This is a genomic window from Salinibacterium sp. ZJ70, assembly GCF_011751865.2.
Lineage (GTDB): Bacteria > Actinomycetota > Actinomycetes > Actinomycetales > Microbacteriaceae > Homoserinibacter.
Genome location: NZ_CP061770.1, coordinates 2488404 through 2509926 on the forward strand (window position 1 = coordinate 2488404; position 21523 = coordinate 2509926).

At 68.0% G+C, this 21523-nt stretch carries 24 protein-coding genes and 1 pseudogene; 9 read left to right on the plus strand and 16 right to left on the minus strand.

Translation table 11 applies throughout. The features are described from left to right. Window positions 1–17 precede the first annotated feature (17 nt). The 6 genes from HCR12_RS11735 to HCR12_RS11760 form a co-directional block, all read right to left on the minus strand. Entirely contained in the window at window positions 18–1373 is a 1356-nt protein-coding gene (locus HCR12_RS11735; protein WP_166866640.1) for an ABC transporter substrate-binding protein, read from the minus strand. Between the two features lie 250 nt (window positions 1374–1623). Next, on the minus strand, window positions 1624–2013 hold the full coding sequence (rplL, locus tag HCR12_RS11740) for a 50S ribosomal protein L7/L12 (RefSeq protein WP_166866642.1): 390 nt from the start codon (window positions 2011–2013) through the stop codon (window positions 1624–1626). Between the two features lie 85 nt (window positions 2014–2098). Then, window positions 2099–2614, minus strand: coding sequence for a 50S ribosomal protein L10 (gene rplJ, locus HCR12_RS11745; protein ID WP_166866644.1), 516 nt, complete (start codon window positions 2612–2614; stop codon window positions 2099–2101). 194 nt (window positions 2615–2808) lie between these two features. Further along, window positions 2809–3570: a hypothetical protein gene (locus HCR12_RS11750; RefSeq protein ID WP_166866646.1), complete on the minus strand. Its 762-nt coding sequence runs from the start codon at window positions 3568–3570 to the stop codon at window positions 2809–2811. 4 nt (window positions 3571–3574) lie between these two features. After that, a complete protein-coding gene (locus HCR12_RS11755) occupies window positions 3575–5131 on the minus strand; it encodes a sensor histidine kinase (RefSeq protein ID WP_224763457.1) in 1557 nt (518 codons plus the stop codon). Continuing rightward, window positions 5128–5868, minus strand: a complete 741-nt coding sequence (locus HCR12_RS11760; RefSeq protein ID WP_166866648.1) for a response regulator transcription factor — start codon at window positions 5866–5868, stop codon at window positions 5128–5130. The genes HCR12_RS11755 and HCR12_RS11760 overlap by 4 nt, the downstream gene beginning before the upstream one ends. Before the next feature lie 123 nt (window positions 5869–5991). On the opposite strand from HCR12_RS11760, the gene HCR12_RS11765 reads away from it, so the two are divergent. Further along, window positions 5992–6597: a YqaJ viral recombinase family protein gene (locus HCR12_RS11765; RefSeq protein WP_166866650.1), complete on the plus strand. Its 606-nt coding sequence runs from the start codon at window positions 5992–5994 to the stop codon at window positions 6595–6597. Between the two features lie 13 nt (window positions 6598–6610). Here HCR12_RS11765 and HCR12_RS11770 read toward each other — a convergent pair whose 3' ends face one another. The 3 genes from HCR12_RS11770 to HCR12_RS11780 are packed head-to-tail and all read right to left on the minus strand — an operon-like array spanning window position 6611 to window position 9257. Continuing rightward, complete coding sequence (locus tag HCR12_RS11770; protein ID WP_166866652.1) at window positions 6611–7792, minus strand: ABC transporter permease; 1182 nt, start codon at window positions 7790–7792, stop codon at window positions 6611–6613. Continuing rightward, window positions 7792–8472 carry an ABC transporter ATP-binding protein gene (locus HCR12_RS11775; RefSeq protein WP_166866654.1) on the minus strand — a complete coding sequence of 227 codons (681 nt, stop codon included), beginning with the start codon at window positions 8470–8472 and terminating at the stop codon, window positions 7792–7794. The genes HCR12_RS11770 and HCR12_RS11775 overlap by 1 nt, the downstream gene beginning before the upstream one ends. Further along, window positions 8469–9257 (minus strand): efflux RND transporter periplasmic adaptor subunit, encoded by a 789-nt coding sequence (locus HCR12_RS11780; protein ID WP_166866656.1) that lies wholly within the window; start codon window positions 9255–9257, stop codon window positions 8469–8471. The genes HCR12_RS11775 and HCR12_RS11780 overlap by 4 nt, the downstream gene beginning before the upstream one ends. A 252-nt stretch (window positions 9258–9509) precedes the next feature. Here HCR12_RS11780 and HCR12_RS11785 point away from each other — a divergent pair, with 252 nt between their 5' ends. Beyond that, complete coding sequence (locus tag HCR12_RS11785; protein WP_166866658.1) at window positions 9510–9917, plus strand: hypothetical protein; 408 nt, start codon at window positions 9510–9512, stop codon at window positions 9915–9917. Continuing rightward, window positions 9917–10477 carry a hypothetical protein gene (locus HCR12_RS13710; protein WP_224763744.1) on the plus strand — a complete coding sequence of 187 codons (561 nt, stop codon included), beginning with the start codon at window positions 9917–9919 and terminating at the stop codon, window positions 10475–10477. Before HCR12_RS11785 ends, HCR12_RS13710 begins: the two co-directional genes overlap by 1 nt. 44 nt (window positions 10478–10521) lie before the next feature. Here HCR12_RS13710 and HCR12_RS13820 read toward each other — a convergent pair. Next, window positions 10522–10923 (minus strand): annotated as a pseudogene (locus HCR12_RS13820) (Pr6Pr family membrane protein); the annotation flags it as partial. 172 nt (window positions 10924–11095) lie between these two features. On the opposite strand from HCR12_RS13820, the gene HCR12_RS11800 reads away from it, so the two are divergent. After that, window positions 11096–12058 carry an NADP-dependent oxidoreductase gene (locus tag HCR12_RS11800; RefSeq protein WP_224763459.1) on the plus strand — a complete coding sequence of 321 codons (963 nt, stop codon included), beginning with the start codon at window positions 11096–11098 and terminating at the stop codon, window positions 12056–12058. 11 nt (window positions 12059–12069) lie between these two features. Here the strand turns inward: HCR12_RS11800 and HCR12_RS11805 are convergent, their stop codons facing one another. Further along, window positions 12070–12597: a GNAT family N-acetyltransferase gene (locus HCR12_RS11805; RefSeq protein WP_224763461.1), complete on the minus strand. Its 528-nt coding sequence runs from the start codon at window positions 12595–12597 to the stop codon at window positions 12070–12072. Window positions 12598–12751: 154 nt separating this feature from the next. Between HCR12_RS11805 and HCR12_RS11810 the strand changes: the two genes are divergently transcribed. After that, on the plus strand, window positions 12752–14185 hold the full coding sequence (locus HCR12_RS11810; RefSeq protein WP_166866668.1) for an NAD(P)/FAD-dependent oxidoreductase: 1434 nt from the start codon (window positions 12752–12754) through the stop codon (window positions 14183–14185). Continuing rightward, entirely contained in the window at window positions 14182–14535 is a 354-nt protein-coding gene (locus tag HCR12_RS11815; RefSeq protein WP_224763463.1) for a cupin domain-containing protein, read from the plus strand. The genes HCR12_RS11810 and HCR12_RS11815 overlap by 4 nt, the downstream gene beginning before the upstream one ends. A 56-nt stretch (window positions 14536–14591) precedes the next feature. Here the strand turns inward: HCR12_RS11815 and HCR12_RS11820 are convergent, their stop codons facing one another. The 3 genes from HCR12_RS11820 to rplK all read right to left on the minus strand — a co-directional run bounded on the left by HCR12_RS11820 (window position 14592) and on the right by rplK (window position 17051). Further along, on the minus strand, window positions 14592–15842 hold the full coding sequence (locus HCR12_RS11820) for an MFS transporter (RefSeq protein ID WP_166866672.1): 1251 nt from the start codon (window positions 15840–15842) through the stop codon (window positions 14592–14594). An 85-nt stretch (window positions 15843–15927) separates the two neighbouring features. After that, the gene (rplA, locus tag HCR12_RS11825; RefSeq protein ID WP_166866674.1) at window positions 15928–16617 is read right to left on the minus strand and encodes a 50S ribosomal protein L1; all 690 of its coding nucleotides are present in this window, start codon (window positions 16615–16617) and stop codon (window positions 15928–15930) included. A 2-nt stretch (window positions 16618–16619) separates the two neighbouring features. Beyond that, a complete protein-coding gene (gene rplK / locus HCR12_RS11830; protein ID WP_166866676.1) occupies window positions 16620–17051 on the minus strand; it encodes a 50S ribosomal protein L11 in 432 nt (143 codons plus the stop codon). A 148-nt stretch (window positions 17052–17199) separates the two neighbouring features. Here rplK and HCR12_RS11835 point away from each other — a divergent pair, with 148 nt between their 5' ends. The 3 genes from HCR12_RS11835 to HCR12_RS11845 are packed head-to-tail and all read left to right on the plus strand — an operon-like array spanning window position 17200 to window position 19502. Next, entirely contained in the window at window positions 17200–17832 is a 633-nt protein-coding gene (locus tag HCR12_RS11835) for a LysE family translocator (RefSeq protein ID WP_166866678.1), read from the plus strand. Between the two features lie 55 nt (window positions 17833–17887). Continuing rightward, complete coding sequence (locus HCR12_RS11840) at window positions 17888–18799, plus strand: HipA domain-containing protein (RefSeq protein ID WP_166866680.1); 912 nt, start codon at window positions 17888–17890, stop codon at window positions 18797–18799. Next, window positions 18780–19502: an HIRAN domain-containing protein gene (locus tag HCR12_RS11845; RefSeq protein WP_166866682.1), complete on the plus strand. Its 723-nt coding sequence runs from the start codon at window positions 18780–18782 to the stop codon at window positions 19500–19502. Before HCR12_RS11840 ends, HCR12_RS11845 begins: the two co-directional genes overlap by 20 nt. Window positions 19503–19595: 93 nt before the next feature. Here the strand turns inward: HCR12_RS11845 and HCR12_RS11850 are convergent, their stop codons facing one another. Together HCR12_RS11850 and nusG are read right to left on the minus strand one after the other, a co-directional pair. Continuing rightward, window positions 19596–20555 (minus strand): DUF368 domain-containing protein, encoded by a 960-nt coding sequence (locus tag HCR12_RS11850; protein ID WP_166866684.1) that lies wholly within the window; start codon window positions 20553–20555, stop codon window positions 19596–19598. 4 nt (window positions 20556–20559) lie between these two features. Then, complete coding sequence (gene nusG / locus HCR12_RS11855; protein ID WP_166866686.1) at window positions 20560–21504, minus strand: transcription termination/antitermination protein NusG; 945 nt, start codon at window positions 21502–21504, stop codon at window positions 20560–20562. Window positions 21505–21523: the final 19 nt, after the last annotated feature.

The window sequence follows — 21523 nt, forward strand, 5'->3', positions numbered from 1 at the left end:
CGATCGTGTCGGTCAGGTCAGCTGGTGGGCCAGCTGGCCTCGATCGCATCGACGGTGGCCTGCGTCGACTGCCCGCTCACCCATGCCACGATGCCCTTCCAGAAGGAGTCGGAACCGACAGCACCCGGCATGAGGTCCGAGCCGTCGAAGCGGAACGTGGTGTCACCCTGAAGGATCTCGATCGACTGCTCGAGCAGTTCGCTCGAGGCGTTCGCCGGGTCGACTCCCTTGTTGGCCGAGATGACGCCGCCGAGGCTCACCCGCTCGTTCGCCCATGTGTCGCTCGACAGGTAGGCGCGAACCGCCTCCACTTCTTCCGCGTCACGGAATGCCACCGGGAACTCGCCGCCGCCGGTCACGGCCTGCGTGTCGTCGGCATTCACCGGCGGAAGCAGGAACGCGAACACGGTGCCGTCGGATGCGACGGTGTTCTCGTCGCCGCCCTCAGGGTTCCAGAAGGTCTCGTAGAACGACGCCTGGTGGTGCAGCGAGCATTCGCCGTCGAGGATCGGCAGGCCCGCCGTCTGGAACGGCTCGCTGATCTGCGTCGACACGTCGCCGATGCCGCCGTTGACCATCTCGTCGCTCTTGAGGTACTGGCCCACCGAGTCGAACGCCGCGACGATCTCGGGGGCGTTGAACGGGATCTCGTGGGTGACCCACTGGTCGTAGACCTCCGGCCCCGCCTGGCGGAGCACGAAGTCCTCGATCCAGTCGGTTCCCGGCCATCCGGTGGCCTCACCGGATTCGAGGCCGACGCACCACGGCTGGTGTCCGGCGTCGGACGCGATCGTCTCCGAGAGTTCCATCAGCTCATCGAGCGACTCCGGGATCTCGTAGCCGTTCTCCTCGAACTCGGCCGGCGAGTACCAGACGTAGCCCTTGATGGAGGCCATGAGCGGGGCGGCGTAGACCACGCCGTCAGCCGATCCGTATTCCTTCCACGTGGGGTCCCACCACTCGTCGATGTTCGCCACGACCGGCTCGGAGGCGGGGATGAGCCATCCGCCAGCGGCGAGACGCTGCAGCAGGCCCGGCTGGGGGATGATGCCGATGTCGGGGGCGTTGCCACCTTCGGCGAGCACCGCGATCTGGGCCTCGAACTCGCTCGTGCCCTGGTAGTTGACCTCGATGCCGGTGCACTGCTCGAAGTCCTTCCAGGACTCGACGAGACGGTCGGCCTCGAGGTCGAGGATGGTGCCGCCGATCGTGACGGTCTCACCGTCGAACGTGCCGTACTCCTCGTATAGTCCGCAGTCGACCTCTCGGTCGTCGTCCGTTCCGACGTCGCCCGTGCATGCGGACAGCGCGAGTGCGCCGATCCCGATTGCCGCGAATCCGGTGACGAGCCGGCGGTTCACCCGTGAGCGCATTCTTCCTCCTCATTGAGCCTCGTCCGCGGAGCGGGCCAGGTGCGGATGGTGCAGGGTAGATCGCCCCCTTCGGAGCGTTCACAGCGAAGGGAACCGTTTCCCGCTCCACGCTAGGCGAGCGTGCACTCACCGGTCTACCCCCAGACGGGTCACGATCTGGATACGCCTGACGCGTCGCGCCGGTGCCGCGGCATGCGAAAAGGGCGCCACCCCCCAGCGGGAGTGGCGCCCTTCGCGCGTAATACGGAGATTACTTGAGGACGACCGTGGCGCCAGCCTCTTCGAGCTGAGCCTTCGCCTTCTCGGCGGTCTCCTTGTTCGCACCCTCGAGCACGGTGGCGGGGGTGCCGTCAACGAGAGCCTTCGCCTCACCGAGGCCGAGGCTGGTGAGCGCGCGCACCTCCTTGATGACCTGGATCTTCTTGTCGCCGGCCGACTCGATGACGACGTCGAAGGAATCCTTCTCCTCGACCTCTTCAGCGGCAGCGGCGCCACCAGCGGCACCCGCAGCGGCAACGGCGACGGGAGCGGCGGCGGTGACCTCGAAGGTCTCCTCGAACGCCTTGACGAACTCGGACAGCTCGATGAGCGAGAGCTCCTTGAACGCTGCGATCAGCTCGTCGGTGCTGAGCTTAGCCATTTCTTTCTCCTTAGCTTTCGGGGTGTCACCCCGGGGATCGTCACACCGGCGAGGGCTCGCCGGGCGTGTCTAGGTGCGAACCGAATCAGTTCGCGGATTCCTGCTTCTCGCGCAGTGCGTCGACCGTGCGAACGGCCTTCGACAGCGGCGCGTTGAACAGGTAGGCAGCTCCGAACAGCGAGGCCTTGAAGGCACCGGCGAGCTTCGCCAGCAGAACTTCACGGGTCTCGAGGTCGGCGAGCTTGCCCACCTCCGCAGCGGTCAGAGCGGCGCCATCGAAGTAGCCGCCCTTGATCACGAGAAGAGGGTTGGCCTTGGCGAAGTCACGGATGGCCTTCGCCACGTTGACAGTGTCACCGTGGACGAATGCGATCGCCGAGGGGCCTTCGAGAAGGTCGTCGAGACCCTCCACGCCGGCGTCCTTCGCTGCGATCTTGGTCAGCGTGTTCTTCACCACGGCGTAGCTCGCGTCCTGGCGGATGTTCGTGCGCAGCTGCTTGAGCTGTGCCACCGTCAGGCCGCGGTACTCGGTGAGCACGACCGCGTTCGAGCTGCGGAAAAGCTCCGCAAGCTCGGCGACCGTGGTTTCCTTGTTCGCCATGGCGCTCCTTGTCATTGTGGATGAGCACCGAAGATGCTGTCCGCCCGCATGAAAAAAGCTCCGGCGCAAGCGCACGGAGCTGAACCGGAATCCCGGTCACTTCACACACCTGCGCGGGCCCCTCGATGAGGACTTCGTCTGCGCTCCTGCAAGCAGGCACACAGAGACCAGCGGTCTTCGGTACGTCGAGATTATCACACGTCGCGGGTGATGAGCTCCTCGGTCGGCTCCCCCGCAGCGGAGGCGTCGCCCGCGTCGCTCTCGACCCTCGACGGCTCGCGCCCGGGAAGGAACAGCGCCACGATCACCACGGCGAGCAGCACGAGAACGACGCCGAGCGCGAGCAGGAATCCGGCGCCATCAGCTGACTCGGATGCGAGCGGCTGCGCAGCCGGATCGATGAGCTCGACCTCGTCGACGGGCACAGGTTCGACGACACCGCTCGCACCCGTCACGAGGGGTATGAGGAGCTCGCCCTCGAGGGCGAACCAGGCACCGCTGGCCACGTCGCGCACGAGGCGCGCCGCATCCGGCACCTCGGCGAGCGCGAGCGCCTCCTCGGCATCGGCACGGAACTCGGCGAGCTCCGGCAGCTCGGTGTCGGTGTTGATCCAGACGATCGCCACCCCGACGGGCTCCTCGGCGACCGACACCGGCACCGCCCACTCGTTGACCATGCGCGTGGGCTTCCCCGCGAGGTCGCCCACGATGCGCTCCTCAGTGAAGTGGAACACGCGCGAGATGGGGCCGGCGGTCGTCGTCTCGCCGAACGGGATGCCCGCGCCTGCGCCGTTGTCGCCGTACACGTCATCGAGTTCGTCGGCGAGACCGCCGCCCGTGACGTAGGCGCGCACCTCGGGGGGCACCGATCCGTCACTCGCCCATGCCGACGCGGGCGCACTCACGAGCACCAGGAGGGCCAGCAGGGTCACGAGCGTTCTGGGGGCTGAACGCATGGCGTCAGTCTGGCAGGTCGGCCCCATCCGAGGGAACACCCTGGTCGGGTGCGGCAGGCCGATGCCGCGGCAGCCGGACCGTGAAGCGGGTGTCGCCCGGCTGCGAGGCGACATCGATGGTGCCGCCGTGCGCCTCGATGACCGCGGAGGCGATCGCGAGACCGAGCCCCGTCGAGCCGGTCGCCCGCGACCGCGAGCCGTCGCCGCGCACGAAGCGCTCGAAGAGGTGCTCCTGCAGCTCGGGGTCGATACCGGGGCCGTCGTCGGCGACGACGAGCTCGACCTCGTCGGTCTCGGGATGCTCGGTGAGCGTCACGACGATCGAGGTGCCCTCCGGGGTGTGGCGGTGCGCGTTCGCGAGCAGGTTCACGACGACCTGCTCGAGCCGCGCCGCGTCGCCCTCGATGATCACCGGGCCGTCGGGAGCCACGAGCTCCCAGTCATGCTCGGGCGCAACCGTGTACGCGTCGCCTACCGCATCCGCGAGCAGCCGCACGAGCTCGACCTCGCCCACGGCGAGCACCTCGCCCTCGTCGAGACGCGCGAGCTCGAGCAGGTCCTCCACGAGGCGCGTCATCCGGATGCTCTCGGATTCGATGCGGTCGAGCGAGCGCACGGCCCCCTCCGGCAGCTCCGTCTCGATGCGTCGCGTGAGCTCGGCGTAGCCGCGGATGGAGGCGAGCGGGGTGCGCAGCTCGTGGCTCGCATCCGAGACGAACTGGCGCACCTTCTCCTCGGTGCGCTGGCGTGCGACGAGCGCCTCCTCCACGTGGTGGAGCATGCGGTTGAGGGCGGCGCCCACCTGACCCACCTCGGTGCGCGGATCGGCTTCCGCCTCCGGAACACGGTCGGCGAGCGCGACGTCGCCGGAGGCGAGCTGCAGCTCGGAGACGCGGGACGCGGTCTCGATGACGCGGCCGAGCGGGCGCAGAGCCACCCGTGCGACGCCGATGGCGCCGAGCGCGGCGATCACGAGCACCCCGCCGGTGACGAGTGCGAAGATGCCGACGAGGGTCCAGGTCGTGGCGTCGAGGTCGGCGGTCGACAGCCCGACGCCGACGATCGTTCCGTCAGGAAGGTGCGTCGCCTGCACGCGGAACCCGCCGATGCCGTCGACATCGAGGGTCTGGATCTCGCCATCGGGCACCGACAGCACGCGCACGAGCTGGGCGGGGCTGAGGGGTCGGGTCTCGCCGGGCCCCGTGACCATGACGCCCTGCACGTTCGTCTGCGAGGAGACGGCGATGAGGAGTCCGCTGCTCGTGGTGTCGGCATCCGGCAGGCTGCCGTGCGGCGTGAGGGAGGCCCGCATGAGGCTCATCACCTGCTCGTCGAGGCGCTCCTGCATGCTCTGCCGCAGCGCGAGCACGCTCACCGCCCCCACGATGATCGTGACGAGCGCGACGAGCGCGACGACGCCGAGGACGATGCGGCGCTCGATCGACCACGGCGCGCGCGTGCGGGGCACGTCGTCGGGCGCGAGGTCGTCCGCCTCCTCCATGTCGTCGACGTCGACGGCCTCCGCGTCGGAGTGCGCGGGGGGCTGCTCGGGCCGGCTCACGATGCGGGCTTGATGAGGTAGCCGACACCGCGCACGGTGTGGATCATGGGCGGGGCGTCGACATCGATCTTCTTGCGCAGGTACGAGATGTAGATCTCGACGATGCTGGGGCTGCCTTCGTACTCGTAGCTCCACACGCGATCGAGGATCTGCATCTTGCTGACCACGCGGCGCGGGTTGCGCATCAGGTAGCGCAGCAGCTCGAACTCCTTCGCGGTGAGCTCGATCAGGCGACCGCCGCGGGTCACCTCGTAGCTCTCCTCGTCGAGCGTGAGATCGCCGACGCGCAGGATGGGGTCGGTGTAGCCCGTGATCCCACGCCCGGTGCGACGCAGGAGTGCGCGCAGACGCGCGACGACCTCCTCGAGGCTGAAGGGCTTCGTGACGTAGTCGTCGCCTCCCGCCGTGAGACCGACGACGCGATCCGACACGGCGTCCTTCGCGGTGAGGAACAGCACGGCGACATCGTCGCCCGCGGCGCGCATCCGGCGCAGCACGTCGAGGCCATCGAGGCCCGGAAGCATGATGTCGAGCACGATGACATCGGGTTCGAAGCTGCGCGCCTTGCTGAGCGCAGTGGCGCCGTCGGACGCGGTCTCGACCTGCCAGCCCTCGTACCTCAGCGCCATCTGGATGAGCTCGACGAGCGCCGGCTCGTCGTCGACGACGAGTGCGCGGATGGGTGTGCCGTCCGGCCGCGTGAGTGCGGGCACAGCGGAGGGCGTGGACGAGCTCATGCTCCCGATTCTCTCCTCCATCCTGAGCGTTGGCTATGCCGCGCCTGTGGGGCCTCCACGTGTCGGTGCGGCGCGGCGGCGCGGCCGGACGCGAGGGTCGGCGAGGGCGCGCACAATAGAGAGGTGCCCCAGCCCACCCTCGAGCTCTTCGACGCTCCACCTGTCCCGTATCGGGACCGTGTCGTCGCCGACGCCTCCGATCGGGTGAGCTGGCTGCGCGAGCGCGCCCGCGGCGTGACGGCGACGGATGTCGCCCGCCTCACGAGCGACAAGTCGGTGCGCGCCGTCGTGCAGGACAAGCTCCTCGGCTCGCGCTTCTCGGGCAACTCCTACACGCAGCATGGCCGCGTGCGCGAGCCGGAGATCGGCCGCTGGGTGGCGCGCCACCATCCGGGTATGCGCAGCAACAGCGCGCTCTTCCACGCCGACGGCATGCGGGAGCACCTCGCGACGCCCGACGGCCTGCGCGACCGCGAGGGGTCGCTCGAGCTGTGCGAGATCAAGACCACGCGCTCAGCCTGGAAGTCGATCCCCCGCCAGTACCTGCGCCAGGTGTGGTGGCAGCAGTACGTGCTGGGCGCTGAGCGCACCCTCGTGGTGTGGGAGCAGCACGACGACTTCGTGCCCGTGAGCGGTGTGCCCGAGAGCCGGTGGGTCGATCGCGACGAGAACGAGATCGCGAAGCTCGTGCACCTGGCCGACCAGGTGCTCCGCGCGATGCGGCGCTAGCCATTCTCGTCAGTCAATCTCGCAGCGAGTAGGCGATCTCGAGCCGGGAGGCGATGATCGCGGGGATCAGCGACCCCACCACCGTCGCGCCGCACGCAGCCAGCAGCCCCCACCCGAGCGCCTCCCAGGGAACACGAGGCGGATCGATCGCCGCGTTGAGCGGCACCATCGAGGGGCCGAGCCAGGTGATCGCCCCCACGGTGAGAACTGCGGTCACGGCAGAGGCGATCGCTCCTATGGCGATGGCTGCGATCAGCAGCTGGGCAGCGAGCTGGCCCCGGGTCGCCCCCACTGCTCTTCGGATGGTGAGCTCTTTGGCGCGCTCGGATACGGTGGCGAGGCCGATGTTGAGGATGCCGATCACCGCAGTCGCCAGGGCGACGAGCGCGACCAGCGCGAACGCCGATTGTTGCACCTGCAGCTGCCTGAGCATCTCGTCGATGCGGTCGACTTGTCGCAGCGTCCGGGGATCGGCGACGGCCCCCACAGAGTCGGCAGCGATCTGAGCGATACCGAGAGGTTGCGCCTCACCGGGGGCCTGATGGATGTACAGAGAGACGGTGCCCCCGAGCGCCGCCGACCGAAGAGCGCTGATGCCCGTGAGCGCGACATAGATGGTGGGCTCCATCGTGCCGTCGAGCACAACAGCCTGCACGAGGCCATCGACGCTCGCGCCGGCGCGGCTGACGAGCAGCGCCAGTTCGGTTCCCACTCCGCCCCATTGCTCAGCCGCTGCTTGGTTCACCGCGATGCCCACCGGGAGGTCTGCCGTCGTCGGCCACGCGCCATCGATCACCGGCAGTCGTCTGATGCTGGTGAGGTCGCCTGCAATCATCACGAACGGGGCGCGCACGAGCGGCTCACCCGACCGTGCGAGGACGGCGTGTTGAACTCCCATGACATCGGTCGAGTGCGAGATGACGGCGACGCCGCCATCGTCGCCGACGAGCGCCGTGGCACGTTCGATCAACTCTCGCAGTTGCTCGGCCGAAGCGACCCCTGTCACGTCGATGGCGTAGGTGGATGCCCGGCCGTCGATCTGCTCGGATGCGGCGATGAAAACGTCCTTGGTGACCGATCCGATGGCGAAGATCGCGACGATGGCCGACGAGCCCACGAGCACGCTCAGCCCCGAAAGTACGGCGCGCCATGGCCGGGAGCGTAACTCGAACAGACCATGGAAGAGGGCATTCATCAGCGCACCTGCTGCAGCTGGCCGTCGTCGAGTTGCAGCACACGGTCGGCGTGGGCTGCGACGGCGGGGTCGTGGGTGACGAGGATCAGCGCGGCACCATGCGCTGCGGTCTGGGCGACGAGCAAGGAGAGCACGCTCTCTGCCGTCGTCACATCGAGGGCCCCCGTCGGTTCGTCGGCGAGGATCAGCTTCGGTCGCCGCACGAGTGCTCGGGCGATCGCCACACGCTGCTGCTCGCCGCCCGAGAGGTGGCGGGGGCGGGCACGCAGCCTCTCGCCTAATCCCACCGAGGTGAGCGCGTCGCGGGCGGCTTGCCTGCGGTTCCGGGCATGGCGCCCGTATCGAAGCGGCAGTTCGACGTTGCGGTAGGCGTTCAGGTGCGGGGCCAGCGAGTACGACTGGAAGACGAATCCGAGAGTGTCGTTTCTCAGTTGTGCGCGGTGCCGGTCGGAGAGCCGAGCGGTGTCCGTTCCGTCGATGTGCACGCTGCCGCTGTGAGGGCGTGACAGCAGCCCCATGATGGCGAGCAGGCTGGTTTTGCCCGAGCCCGAGCGCCCCACGATCGCCACCGACTCTCCGCGCTCGACGGTGAGGTCGACGTGGTCGAGCAGGCGGATGCTGTGGTGGCGGGTGCTGGCGAGGTCGAGCGTGACGTCGCGCAGGGCGAGCGCGTGTGTCATCTGATGGTTTGCCGCAGGTTGGGGCCGTAGGGGAGGATGCGTTCGTTCTCGGCGAGCCCGGATCGGATCTCGATGTTGATGCCGTCGCTGATTCCCAGTTCGACGTCGCGGGTCTGGGTGCCGGTGTCGGTGACGACGACCACGCGCCCGCTGCCCGCAGTGCCGGCAACAGCGGCGAGGGGCACGCGGATGACGTCCTGCGCCGACCCAGTGGCGAACGCCATGGTGCCGGTCATCCCGGCGAGCAGCCCGGCGGTGTCGGGCAGCAGGCACAGCACGACGACACCTGGGGTGTCGCTTGCGGCGGCCGCCGGGTTGTGGGGTGTTGCGGGTGTGCATTCGGTGGCGGCGGGCCCGCCGTCGAACTGCACGCGGGCGGTGGTGGCACCGGAGTAGAGGCGGTAGGCCTGCTCGACGGGGATCACCCCTGTCACGCCGAAGCCGCCGTAGCGGAGCGCGACGACGGGCGCCCCTGCACCCACTCGAGTAGCGGCAGGGGCGAGCCGTTCGAGCACGACACCATATCCGGCAGCAGAGAGTGGCACGCCGTCGATGTTCGCGACGCTGACGCCGGTGTCGAAGGGTTGCCCGGGGCCGGGTTTTGGGGGGTAGGTGACACGGCCACCGTTCGGGGCGTCGACGCTGTAGCTGGGGTTGGCCACCGCGTCCGCTTCTACGGTGAGGATGGCGGTGATGTCTCCGCGGGTGGGCGAGATCGGGTCGACAGGAACACCAGTCGCCGGACGCGGCACCTGCTGCTGGGTTGCGCTGCATGCGGCCAGCACGACTGCACACGCGAGGCCGGCGAGAAGACGTGAAGTTCGCCTGAGCATCTGTGCCCCGATCTGTGGTGGTGGACCGTCAGCTGACAGTACTGACGATCCTCGAGCGCTCTTCACATCTCGGTCGACGGCGAGTCTCGGATGCCACACCCGACAACATCTTGACTCATGCGGGGGGGGGCACGGCTAGTGTGACACACAAAGCTGAGAGGGAGTCAATGAGTCCCTGTCGGTCCACCACACGAAAGGAACATCATGCGCGTTCGCTCAGCACTCGCCTCGATCACTGTCGCAGCCTGCCTCGTCGTTGCAGCCGGCGTCGTTCCGGCGCACGCGGCCACGGTGCCCATCAACAATGCCACCGTGGACCCGACCACCTCATGGACTCACTTCACAAACAATCGGGTATCCACGATGAGCACCATCAGCTTCCAGCCCTCCAACCTTCTTCTCCAAGTCGCATCGCCCGCCGTTTCGGCACTCACCCTGAGATTGAACAACACAAGCAACGCCGCATTGTCATCGGAAACCCACTGGACCAACACGATGCCCTCGAAGACTCTGATCAGCGGCATCGCAACGGGCGTAACCTTCCGTCTCGGCGCGAAAGGCTACTCCTCGGTGACAGGCGACCGTCAGTTCTCGGGAACCCTCACCTTCTGATGCGCGCCAGTATGCGCCTTGCTGCGGCGGCAGTTGCCGCCGCCGCGCTCGTCGGCTGTTCGGCCACACCCGCTCCCCAATCGGAGCGCGGATGTGGGAGGGCTCCCGACCCGTCGAGCGAGTTCATGTGCTTCTCCGAACTGCTCGACGAGTTCCACACCGAAGCCGCCACCCTGGTCATCCCCGACGGCCGCGCCCTCGTCGAGCCGGCACCGTTCCCTGACGTTTACAACGCCGCGGGCGAACTCGAAACCCACGCCTTCGAACGAGGCTACGGACGAGGCGACGCCACCACAGGGTGGCTTTGCCTGTGGATGGGACAGTGGCTCCATCTCAACGCCAACGGTGAAGATCCGCTCCCCGCCCTGCAGCAGCTCGAGACGGTCGTCGACACGTACTGGTTCAAGAATGATGCCGACCCTGCGTCCCTTCAGCCCCACCTCCTGAATATGTTCACACGCGCATCCCTCGGCGACGGTACGGACCTCCACAGGTATTGGGCGCTCAACTGCGGCTTGTACCACGAGCAGTATCCGGAACTGCCCACGACAGTGGAGTGAGCCCGCGCGCGCTGCTCGTCAGCGGCGCTCCCGCGCGAAACCGCGATCACTGCGGCGCCGGCGCCCGCGATGCTCGCGCCGATCAGCACGACGAAGACGGCGACGGATCCGTACCCGCCGTTCGCCGGGTCGATGAACGGATACGGGTACCAGCCGTAGGTCTGCCGCACATCGCTGAACACGAGCGGCCCGCGCAGCATCGCGCAGACGGTCCACAGGAGCGGGTACACGACGATGAAGCCGACCACCCGCCAGCGGAGCCAGTTGCGGGCGCGAGGATCCAGTCGAGCAGCATGAGCAGCGGCATGGCGACGTGCAGCACCTCGTTCGACCACGGAAGCCACGAGTCCGGGGGCCGTTCGACGCCGCGGAGCAGCACGTTGTAGACGACGCCGGTCGTCACGAGTTAGGAGGTCGCGCACCTCGATCCTGTTCCAGTACCCCACGCTGACGGTGAGCTTGCCCGGCGACCGCGGCGATCACCGCGATGACGCCGAGGATCCGGAGCACGACCGCCGCGATGCGCACGAGCCGAAGTTAGCAGTACGGTGACGGCCCCGAAACACCGCCGAAGCATGCCGCGCTTTGAATGGAACTCATTGCTGGAGGGCGGACACCATGACGACGATGCATGCCGTGACGTTCGACGCACCGGGCCCCCCGGAGGCGCTGACACTAACTGAAATCGCGATCCCTGCGCGGGTGAACGGCGAGGTGCTCGTCCAGGTGCACGCCGCGGGCGTCAATCCCGTCGATGCGAAGACCCGCGCCGGGCGGGGCGCCTGGCCCGCGGCCCACGGGTTGCCGACGGTGCTCGGCAACGACGTCGCGGGGGTTGTCGTCGAGGCGCCGTACGACGCGCATCCGCTCTCCCCCGGAACGCGCGTGTACGGCATGGGGATGGTGCCGCGCACACCCGGCGCGTACGCCGAGTACGTGTCGCTGCCCGCGACGAGCCTCGCCAAGATGCCACGGCGCACCGACTTCATCGAGGCGGCCGCTGTGCCGCTCGCCGCACTCACCGCATGGGGCATGGTCGTCGAGATCGCGAAGGCGCACGAGGGCCAGCGGATGCTCATCCACGCGGGCGCCGGCGGCGTGGGGCACTTCGCGGTGCAGCTGGCGAGCTTCTTCGGCGCGCACGTCATCGCCACCTGCTCAGCAGACAACATCGACTTCGTGCGCGCCCTCGGCGCCGCGGAGGTCGTGGACTACACGGCGGGTCCGTTCGAGGAATCCGTCGGTACCGTCGACGCGGTCATCGACCTCATCGGGAACACCGCGAACGACACCGGGTCGCGTTCGCTGCGCACCCTGCGCCCGGCCGGCCTCTACGTGAACGCGCCCACCGGATCCTTCCCGACCATGCACGAGGAGGCGGACGCCGCGGGAGTGCGCGCGACCGACTTCCGGGTGTCGCCGGATGCCGCCACGCTCGCGGTCATCACGCGCCTCATCGACGCGCGCGACCTCACGGTGCACGTCGAGCGGGTGCTGCCGCTCGCGAATGCCGCCTCGGCACACCGCCTCATCGAGACGGGGCACACGCGCGGGAAGCTCGTGCTGAGCGTCGCCCGTTGACGCTCAGGGCCTCACAGCAGGTGCTCGAAGACGAAGTCGTCCTCGAAGCGGTCACCCACGAGGAAGCGCTTCGTGCCGACGCGCTCGAAACCGCTCTTGGCGTAGAAGCGCTGCGCGCGCTCGTTCAGCTGGTTGACGCCGAGCCACACGCTCGCCGCCCCGCGTGCGCGTGCCGTATCGAGACCCGCCGTCATGAGCGCGCTCGCGACTCCGCCGCCGTGATGTTCGGGATGCACGTAGCACTTGGAGAGCTCGACGGTGGGGCGCGCGCTCACAGCCGCGGCGACGTCGGGATCCGTCGGCTCACCCGCGACCAGCAGCACGTAGCCCGCGAGGGCGTCGCCGACCGTGGCCACGAGCACCTCTCGCGTGGGGTCGTCGAGGGCGCGGGCGAAATGGGACGCGGTGAGGTTCGCGGCGATGAACGCGGCCGCAGCCTGAGCGGTGACGTGCGGGGGGCACGCGAGCGGGAATGTCAGCGCGGCGAGGTCGGCGAGGGCCGGGACATCGGCGGGCACCGCCGGGCGCACGAGGATCACCCCATCAGGATATCCGCGACGGGCGAGCAACGCGTTCCGTCGCAGGCAGCGCATAACGCGTCGGAATCCGTTGCCCAAAACGCTCGGAGCCACTGCATCCGTTGCAACACGAACGCTTCTCCGCTTGAATGGTGCCGACCCTGGGAGTCTTGAGATGTCACCGCACGACACCGTATTCGAACGCTATCCGGCGCCGGCCTCCGTCGTCGCGCACTCTCTGAAGGGGGCCAGGCAGTCGCCGTTCTGGCTCGACGAGCTGGGCGATGGCCCCGAGCACCCCGCCCTCGTCGGCGACACCACGACCGATCTCGTGATCGTCGGCGGCGGCTTCACCGGCCTCTGGACGGCGGTGCGCGCCAAGCAGCGCGACCCCGAGCGCCGCGTCGTGCTGCTCGAGGCCAAGCGGCTCGGATGGGCGCAGTCGGGCCGCAACGGAGGGTTCGTCGAGGCGAGCATCACCCACGGCGAGGAGAACGGCCGCAGCCGCTGGGCCGACGAGTACGAGCAGCTCGCGCGCCTCGGCATGGAGAACCTCGACGCGATGGAGCAGACCATCCTCGAGCATTCCCTCGACGTGCAGTGGGAGCGCACGGGAGAGCTCGACGTCGCGACGGAACCGCACCAGGTCGAGTGGCTCGACGGCACACGACCCGCCGACGGCGACTCGGATGTCGTGCTCTTCGACCGCGACGAAGTGCAGGCCCAGATCCACTCCCCCACCTACCTCGCCGGCACCTGGCGCAAGCGCGAGGTCGCGCTCGTGCACCCGGGCCGGCTCGTGCGGGAGCTCGCGCGCCTCGCGACCGAGCTCGGCGTCGAGATCCACGAGCACTCGCCCGTGCGCCGACTCGACGACTCCGCCACCGGCGTGCGCGTCGTCACCGACGCCGGATCCGTGACGGGCTCCCACGTGGCGCTCGGCACGAGCGTCTACCCGTCGCTCCTCACGCGCAACCGCCTCATGACGGTGCCCGTGTACGACTATGTGGTCATGACCGAGCCGCTCGGGCCCGGCCAGCTCGCCTCCATCGGGTGGGAGGGCCGCCAGGGAATCGGCGACCTCGCCAACCAGTTCCACTACTACCGCCGCACCGCCGACGATCGGATCCTGTTCGGCGGCTACGACGCGATCTACCACTACGGCGGACGCGTGCGCGCACAGTACGAAGACCGCCCGCAGAGCTTCGAGAAGCTCGCCTCGCATTTCTTCACCACGTTCCCGCAGCTCGAAGGGCTCCAGTTCAGCCACAAGTGGGCGGGCGCCATCGACACCAGCACCCAGTTCTGCGCCTTCTTCGGCACCGCCCGCAAGGGGCGCATCGCCTACGCCGCCGGCTACACCGGCCTCGGCGTGGGTGCCACCCGCTTCGCCGCCGACACGATGCTCGACCTGCTCGATGGAGAACCCACCGAGCGCACCGAGCTCGAGATGGTGCGAAAGCGCCCGCTGCCGTTCCCTCCGGAACCGGCGGCATCCATGGGCATCAACGCGACCCGATGGTCGCTCGACCGGGCCGACCACACGGAAGGCCGACGCAACATACTGCTGCGCACACTGGATGCGCTCGGATTGGGGTTCGATTCGTGAATTCTGGAGCTGTCTTCGCGGCCCTCGAGGCTGAGGTCCCGCATGAGCCCGTGGAGGGCGATGAGCTCGTGTCGGGCTCGCCGACGATCGGCTACCTCGACATCGGCACGACGGTCGACAACGCCGAGGTGGGCGTCTGGGAGATCACGCCCGGTGTCGTGCGCGACGTCGAGGAGGAGGAGATCTTCGTCGTCCTGAAGGGGCGCGCGACGATCGAGTTCGCCGACGGCCGCCCGGCGATCGAGGTCTCGGCGGGCTCCGTCGTGAGACTCGACGCCGGCATGGGCACGACGTGGACGGTGCACGAGACGCTGCGCAAGATCTACGTGCTGCCGCCCTCGGCGGAGTGAGCGCGGCACACTGAATCGGATCGGCGGTCGCCTGCGGGCGGCCGCCGATTCTGCGTTCAGCGGGCGAGACGCGTGAGCGCGGAGCGCTGGTGCAGCGCCGCGAGAAGCGCGACGATCAGCATCCCGCCCGATGCGACGGCCACCGATGCGAACACCGAACCCGGCCCTGACGCCTCGGCGACGGCGCCGACGGTCGCGACCGTCACACCCTGGCCGATCGTGACCGCGCTCGACAGCATCGCCATCGTGGTCGCGAGCCGACCGGGAGGCGCGACGTGCGCCCCGATCGTGAACATCGTGACGAGCGCCGCACCCACGGCCACCCCGACGATCACGAAGACGACGACGATGACGGGAAGCTCAGGCGCCGCCCACAGCACGAGGCCGGCGACGAGCATCACGGCCGCGGCGAGCACCCACCGGGTGTGCAGCGAGAAGCTCGCCGGCAGGCGACCGACCGTGATCGCGGCGACGGCGGAGGTGGCGCCCATGACGCCGTAGATGAGGCCGGTGCTCTCGCCGAGACCCTGGGCGTCCATGACAGCGGTCAGGGAGGCGAGCGTCGAACCGAAGAACGAACCCATGAAGAGCATCCCCGCGACCGGCAGGAGCACCGAGAGCGCGACGAGCGAGCGGCGCGGAGCGACGATCGCTCCCGCGGGGGTGGCACCCGGATGCACGGCGCGCACCGTCCAGTGCAGGCCGAACGCGGTCCCGAACACCAAGACGACGGCAGCGGCCATGATCAGGGGGGCGGCGGGCGAGATCAGGCTCGCGAGCACACCCACGAGCACCGGACCACCCACGAAGGTGATCTCCTCGACCATCGACTCGTAGCCGAGCGCCGTCGAGACGCCCCGGCCCCCGCGACGCGTGTCGTCGGCGAGCAGGGCGAGCCAGCGCGCCCGCGCATACGCCGCGACCGGCGGCAGCGTCGCGCCCGCGAGCAGCGTGAGAAGCAGGACCACCCCGAACGGCACGTCGCCGTACACGGCGGCGACGATCACCACGAGCAGCGCTGCGTGCGCCACCGAGGCGACGAGCAGCACGCCGCGCTGGCCGCGGCGATCCGCGATCGCCCCCAGCAGCGGGCCGCCGAGCCCCGTCGCGATTCCGAATGCCGCCGAGACGAGACCCGCCTCCGCGATCGAGTCGCGCACGACCGTCACGAGCGTCAGCAGACCGACGATGTTCATCGCGAACGGCAGACGGGCGACGAACCCGAAGACGAAGAACCAGATCCCCGTGATGCGCGCGAGGTGGGGGATGCGGGTCACCGGAGCGTCGGCCGCGATGGGCTGGTTCACCAGATCATCCTCTCCTGAAACGTGAGAGGGGGCCCGCCGAAGCGGACCCCCTCATGCGCGAGACGCGCAGCTCAGAGCACGAAGCTCAGAGCGCAGCCGGGTCGAGCGGAACGCCCGGGCCGAAGGTGGTCGAGAGCGACCCCTTCTGGATGTAGCGGCCCTTCGAGCTGGACGGCTTGGCGCGGTTGATCTCGTCGAGAGCGGCCTTGAAGTTCTCCGCGAGCTGCTCGGCGGTGAAGCCCGCCTTGCCGATCACGAAGTGCACGTTGGCGTGCTTGTCGACGCGGAACTCGATCTTTCCGCCCTTGATGTCGGAGACAGCCTTCGCGACATCGGGGGTGACGGTGCCGGTCTTGGGGTTCGGCATGAGGCCACGCGGACCGAGGACCTTACCCAGACGACCGACCTGGCCCATGAGCTCGGGCGTCGAGACGGCCGAGTCGAACGCGGTGTAGCCACCGGCGACCTTCTCGATGAGCTCGGCGCCGCCGACCTCGTCAGCGCCAGCAGCGATGGCGGCCTCAGCCGCGGGGCCCGTCGCGAACACGATGACGCGAGCGGTCTTGCCGGTGCCGTGGGGCAGGATGACGGTGCCGCGCACCATCTGGTCTGCCTTGCGGGGGTCAACGCCGAGCTTCAGCGCGACCTCGACGGTCGAGTCGAACTTCTTCGAACCGGTCTCACGGACGACGGCGACAGCCTCGTCGGGACCGTAGAACTTGCCAGCCTCGAGCTTGTCGACGGCGGCGCGGTATGCCTTGGACTTCTGAGCCATGATTACGCCTCCACCGTGATTCCCATCGAACGGGCGGTGCCCGCGATGATCTTCATTGCCGCGTCAACGTCGTTCGCGTTGAGGTCGGCCTGCTTCTGCTCAGCGATCGCGCGAACCTGGTCGGCGGTGAGCTTGGCAACCTTGACGGTGTGCGGGGTGGCGGAACCCTTGGCGACGCCGGCAGCCTTCTTGATGAGCTCGGCGGCGGGCGGGGTCTTCAGGATGAACGTGAACGAACGGTCTTCGTACACGGTGATCTCGACCGGGATGACGTTTCCGCGCTGGTTCTCGGTCGCGGCGTTGTACGCCTTGCAGAACTCCATGATGTTCACGCCGTGCTGACCCAGGGCCGGGCCGATGGGCGGGGCCGGGTTGGCGGCGCCGGCGTTGATCTGGAGCTTGATCAGGCCGGTCACCTTCTTCTTCGGTGCCATATCTCTTCTCTTCTCATCGAACGAGGCCGATCGGCCTCACTCTCCCGACATCCGGTTGGATGCGGTTCGGTCACCTGGGCGCGCGAAGACGCCAGGGCAACCTCAACATCCTACGTGATGCCGCCGAGTTCCGCATTACGCTCTCGCTATGGTCCCGCTCACCCACCTCGGCGCCTTCGCGGTCGCCGCGGCCGTGCTCATCCTGATGCCCGGACCGAGCATCCTGTTCGTCATCGGGCGCACGATCGCCTACGGTCGCCTCGCCGGCGTCCTGAGCGTCATCGGGAACGCGCTCGGGATGGTGCCGCTGCTGGCGCTGGTGGCGCTCGGGGTGGGCGCCCTCGTGGCGCAGTCGGCCGTCATCTTCACCGTGATCAAGGTCGCAGGGGCCGCCTACCTCGTGTACCTCGGCATCCAGGCGATCCGACACCGACGCGTCGACATCGAGGTGGATTCGGGCGCACGGCGCTCACCGTGGGTGCTGCTCGGGGAGGGCTTCGTGGTGGGCGTCACCAACCCCAAGACCATCGCATTCTTCGTGGCCGTGCTGCCGCAGTTCGTCGACTACTCCGCCGGAGCGATCCCCTGGCAGCTGGCTCAGCTCGGCCTGGTGTTCGTCGTCATGGCGATGGCGCTCGACTCGGTGTGGGCACTCGCGGCAGGAACAGCGCGGCGCTGGTTTGCCACCTCGCCCGGCCGGATCGCGGGACTCCGGGCCACGGGCGGCGGAATGATGATCGGGCTCGGCGGAATCATGCTCGCCACCGGCGCGAAGAGCTGACTCGGCGGCCGGACGCGTCAGCCCATTTTCGGGGATTTCTCGATACTGTCAGACCATGCTTGAGCTCGCGTGGACGGTCACCGAGTTGGGCATGAATGATCTCGCCGAGGATGACGCCGAAGAACAGATGGGAACCAAGAGCAAGTACTGGGTAAGGCTCCCGGATGACGATCGCCTTTGGCTCATGAAGCTCTCCCGAGTCGCGAACGACGGATTCACATCCGGGGAAGACTGGGCTGAGTGGCTCGTGCAGCATCTTGCCGCCCTACTCGGCGTACCCGCCGCGACGATTCGCCCATCAAGATTCGAGGGAAGCCGCGCATGCGTTTCTCGGAGCATGCTGAGTGGCCCCGACGAGCGACTCGAGCACGGCAACAGCCTGCTGGCGGGTGCCGTACCCGACTACACGCAAGTCAAGGGGCACAACGTCAACTACACCGTCGGTAACGTAAAGGCGGCGCTTGATGGCGTGCGCCCTCCGACGGAGAACGTCGAGCTCAGCGACTTCACCGCCTACGACGCCTGGTGCGGATACGTCGTAATGGACGCATGGCTTGCGGCACAGGACCGTCACGATGAGAACTGGGCGGTAATCCAGCGCGACGATCTTCGCTGTCTAGCGCCGTCCTTCGACCATGGGAACGCCCTTGGGTTTCAACTCAGAGACGACGCTCGCCTCCGCCACCTCCAGGAAGACACCCTGGCAACGTGGGCCAGCCGCGGCGCCAGCCGACAGTTTGCTGACAGGCCGACCCTGGTGGGCCTCGCTCTCAGCGCACTGCGCCTCGCCTCTTTGCAGGCTCAGCAGTTCTGGATCGAGAGACTCGACGCGGTCATTACGTCAGATGTCGAATCAGTAGTCTCAGCAGTTCCGACTGACACAATGTCCGAGGTAGGACATACGTTTGTGGTTCGGCTGCTTGAGGAAAACCGGAGGAGGTTGCTCGATGGCTACAAAAGTCGTTGATATCAACGCAACCAATCTCGCGAAAAGCCGGCGCACCTTGTTGCTGGTCTGGCAAGACCCGAACTCCCGTCGATTCATGAAAATGGGTCAGCTCGATGCTCTTGAGGGCAATGAGTACGCGTTCCACTACCTCCCCGAGGCCACTCACCCAGGGTTCGCGCCAGTGGCGGAGTTCCCGTTGCTAGACGTCGCGTACGTTTCAAATGAGCTTCCCGCATTCTTCGCGAATCGAGTCCTGTCGTCTGATCGCCCAAACTTCTCGCAGTACATCGAGTGGCTGGGCATCGCGGATCTCGACGATTACGACATCCCCGTGGAGGTGCTTGCGCGCACCGGAGGTGGGCGAGCAACCGATACTTTCCACATCGTGGACCAGCCACGCCTACATCAGGGAAAGCTAACCGGTCGGTTCTTCGTGTCGGGCATCCGCCACGTCGATGACGCGGCAGCCGTGATTGCGCACCTCGCGGCCGGGGACTCACTTGCTCTTGAGCTGGATCGCGCAAACCCCAAGAACCCGAAAGCTGTGCTCATCAACGCCGATGATGGGCGACGCATCGGCTTCGTGCCAGATTGGCTCTGCGGGGAGATTCACGATGGGATCCAGGGAGGGTGGCGTGTGTCGGCGATTGCGGAGCGAGTGAATGCTGACGCTCCACCTCACGTGCGCGTCCTGTGCAGGCTCACCGCGAAGACCGTCTAGTTTCGGCGATGATTGGGCGTCGCACACATGCGGGCGGCGCCATGATGATCGGGCTCGGCGGCATCATGCTCGCCACCGGCGCGAAGAGCTGACTCAGCGGCCGGACGCGTCCGGACGCGGGATCTCCCGGGTGTCGTCCACGATGTCCTCGAGCTCGCGCGCCTGACGCCCGCCCACGACCGCGCGCTCCACGGCGATCAGGCCGAGCACGATCACGACACCGAGCACGATGAGGCCGACGACGGGCCACACCTCACCCGTGGGAGCGATCGGCGAGCCCGTGGCGTCCTGCCACGGCCACAGGGCGCGCAGCGAACCCACCATGAGCCCCGTCATGACCGCGAGCGTCACGTTGCGACGGGTGCGCAGCAGCCGCTGCAGAACCGGGATGAACGCCCCGAGACCCACGACCGCACCCAGCGCGAACACCCCGATGTACGCCCAGTCGCGATCGTTGAGCGCGCCGAGCGTCGGCGCATAGAGACCCATCACGAGCAGGATGAACGACCCCGAGACGCCCGGCATCACGAGAGCGCACACCGCGATCGCGGCCGCGATCGCCACAAGCCACATCGGCGGCTGGATCGCATCCGCCGCGGGGATCGAGGCGAAGGCGAAACCGACGACAGCGGCGAGGATCGCGTACGCGACATCGCGGCGACGCCATCCGCCCACCATCCGAATCGGAACGATGAGCGAGGCGAGGATGAGGCCCGCGAACAGCGCGCGCGTCTCGACCGGATGCTCCTCCACGATCGGCTCGACGACCCTCGCAGCGATCACGAGCGCCACGGCCATGCCCACGAGTGCGGGGATCACGACGCGCCACCGCACCGCGGCCAGGTGCGCACGCGCCACCGAGCGGTCGGTGCGCGCGATCGTGCCGCGCACCCATCCGAGCACGCCGCGGATCAGGTGCCCCGCCGACTGGATCAGGTCGTCGTAGATGCCGATGACGAGCGCGATCGTGCCGCCCGAGACACCGGGAATCGTCTCGACGACCCCGATCAGTCCGCCGCGAAGCAGGTCGAGAAGTGTGCGGAGAGCCGCCACGAACTCAGAGCTTGGTGACCTGGTCGAACGAGAGCTCGACCGGCGTCTCGCGCTCGAAGAGCGAGACGAGGACGGTGAGCTTGCCCGACTCCGGCTTGATCTCGGAGATCGTGCCGGGAAGACCCGCGAACGAGCCCTCCTTGATCGTGATGGTCTCGCCGATCTCGAAGTCGACCTCGGCCGGGATCGAGCGTGCGACAGTCGCGCCGCCCTTGCTCGTCGAGCCGCCCTTCGTGGGGGCCTCGACGACCTGCACGAGCGACTTGAGCATGTTGAATGCCTCTTCGAAGCGCAGCGGCGTGGGGTTGTGGGCGTTGCCCACGAAGCCCGTCACGCCGGGGGTGTGACGCACGACCGACCACGAGTCCTCGTTGAGCTCCATGCGCACCAGCACGTAGCCGGGGATGCGCACACGGTTCACGAGCTTGCGCTGGCCGTTCTTGATCTCGACGACGTCTTCCATCGGCACCTGGACCTCGAAGACGTAGTCCTCCATGGCCATCGAGGTGCGACGGGACTCGATGTTCTGCTTCACGCGCTTCTCGAAGCCCGCGTACGAGTGGATGACGTACCACTTGCCCGGCTTCATGCGCAGCTCGGCGCGGAACTCCTCGTACGGGTCGACGACGACCTCTTCAGCCTCGTCCTCGTCGTCCTGCTCGTCGGCGGTGGCCGCGGCAGCGGCGTCGGCCTCGTCAGGGGAGTCGATGTCGAGGGCGTCGTCGACGATCGCGTCAGCCTCGGGGTCGGTCGCCGCCTCGAGCGCGTCGAGCGCGCTCTCCAGGCCCGACTCGACATCCGCGTCGTCGATGATGTGCACAGCGTGGCTCTCGACGGGTTCGCTGCTGCTCACCTCGTGCGCGAGAACGTTGCCCTCCTGCGCCTCGTCCTCTTCGGAGGACTGCTCGGCGGCGGTGGCGAGGTCGATGTCGCGCGGTTCTGAAGTCACAGTGCTTTCTTTCCTTCTT

What these genes read in the sequence shown, in the direction of transcription:
- rplL (WP_166866642.1), bottom strand. Translation starts at nt 2,013, where the DNA reads ATGGCTAAGCTCAGCACCGACGAGCTGATCGCAGCGTTCAAGGAGCTC.
- HCR12_RS11845 (WP_166866682.1), top strand. Translation starts at nt 18,780, where the DNA reads ATGGCTACAAAAGTCGTTGATATCAACGCAACCAATCTCGCGAAAAGC.
- rplJ (WP_166866644.1), bottom strand. Translation starts at nt 2,614, where the DNA reads ATGGCGAACAAGGAAACCACGGTCGCCGAGCTTGCGGAGCTTTTCCGC.
- HCR12_RS11835 (WP_166866678.1), top strand. Translation starts at nt 17,200, where the DNA reads ATGGTCCCGCTCACCCACCTCGGCGCCTTCGCGGTCGCCGCGGCCGTG.
- rplA (WP_166866674.1), bottom strand. Translation starts at nt 16,617, where the DNA reads ATGGCTCAGAAGTCCAAGGCATACCGCGCCGCCGTCGACAAGCTCGAG.
- HCR12_RS11760 (WP_166866648.1), bottom strand. Translation starts at nt 5,868, where the DNA reads ATGAGCTCGTCCACGCCCTCCGCTGTGCCCGCACTCACGCGGCCGGAC.
- HCR12_RS11750 (WP_166866646.1), bottom strand. Translation starts at nt 3,570, where the DNA reads ATGCGTTCAGCCCCCAGAACGCTCGTGACCCTGCTGGCCCTCCTGGTG.
- rplK (WP_166866676.1), bottom strand. Translation starts at nt 17,051, where the DNA reads ATGGCACCGAAGAAGAAGGTGACCGGCCTGATCAAGCTCCAGATCAAC.
- HCR12_RS11775 (WP_166866654.1), bottom strand. Translation starts at nt 8,472, where the DNA reads ATGACACACGCGCTCGCCCTGCGCGACGTCACGCTCGACCTCGCCAGC.
- HCR12_RS13710 (WP_224763744.1), top strand. Translation starts at nt 9,917, where the DNA reads ATGCGCGCCAGTATGCGCCTTGCTGCGGCGGCAGTTGCCGCCGCCGCG.
- HCR12_RS11800 (WP_224763459.1), top strand. Translation starts at nt 11,096, where the DNA reads ATGACGACGATGCATGCCGTGACGTTCGACGCACCGGGCCCCCCGGAG.
- HCR12_RS11735 (WP_166866640.1), bottom strand. Translation starts at nt 1,373, where the DNA reads ATGCGCTCACGGGTGAACCGCCGGCTCGTCACCGGATTCGCGGCAATC.
- HCR12_RS11840 (WP_166866680.1), top strand. Translation starts at nt 17,888, where the DNA reads ATGCTTGAGCTCGCGTGGACGGTCACCGAGTTGGGCATGAATGATCTC.
- HCR12_RS11785 (WP_166866658.1), top strand. Translation starts at nt 9,510, where the DNA reads ATGCGCGTTCGCTCAGCACTCGCCTCGATCACTGTCGCAGCCTGCCTC.
- HCR12_RS11770 (WP_166866652.1), bottom strand. Translation starts at nt 7,792, where the DNA reads ATGAATGCCCTCTTCCATGGTCTGTTCGAGTTACGCTCCCGGCCATGG.
- HCR12_RS11810 (WP_166866668.1), top strand. Translation starts at nt 12,752, where the DNA reads ATGTCACCGCACGACACCGTATTCGAACGCTATCCGGCGCCGGCCTCC.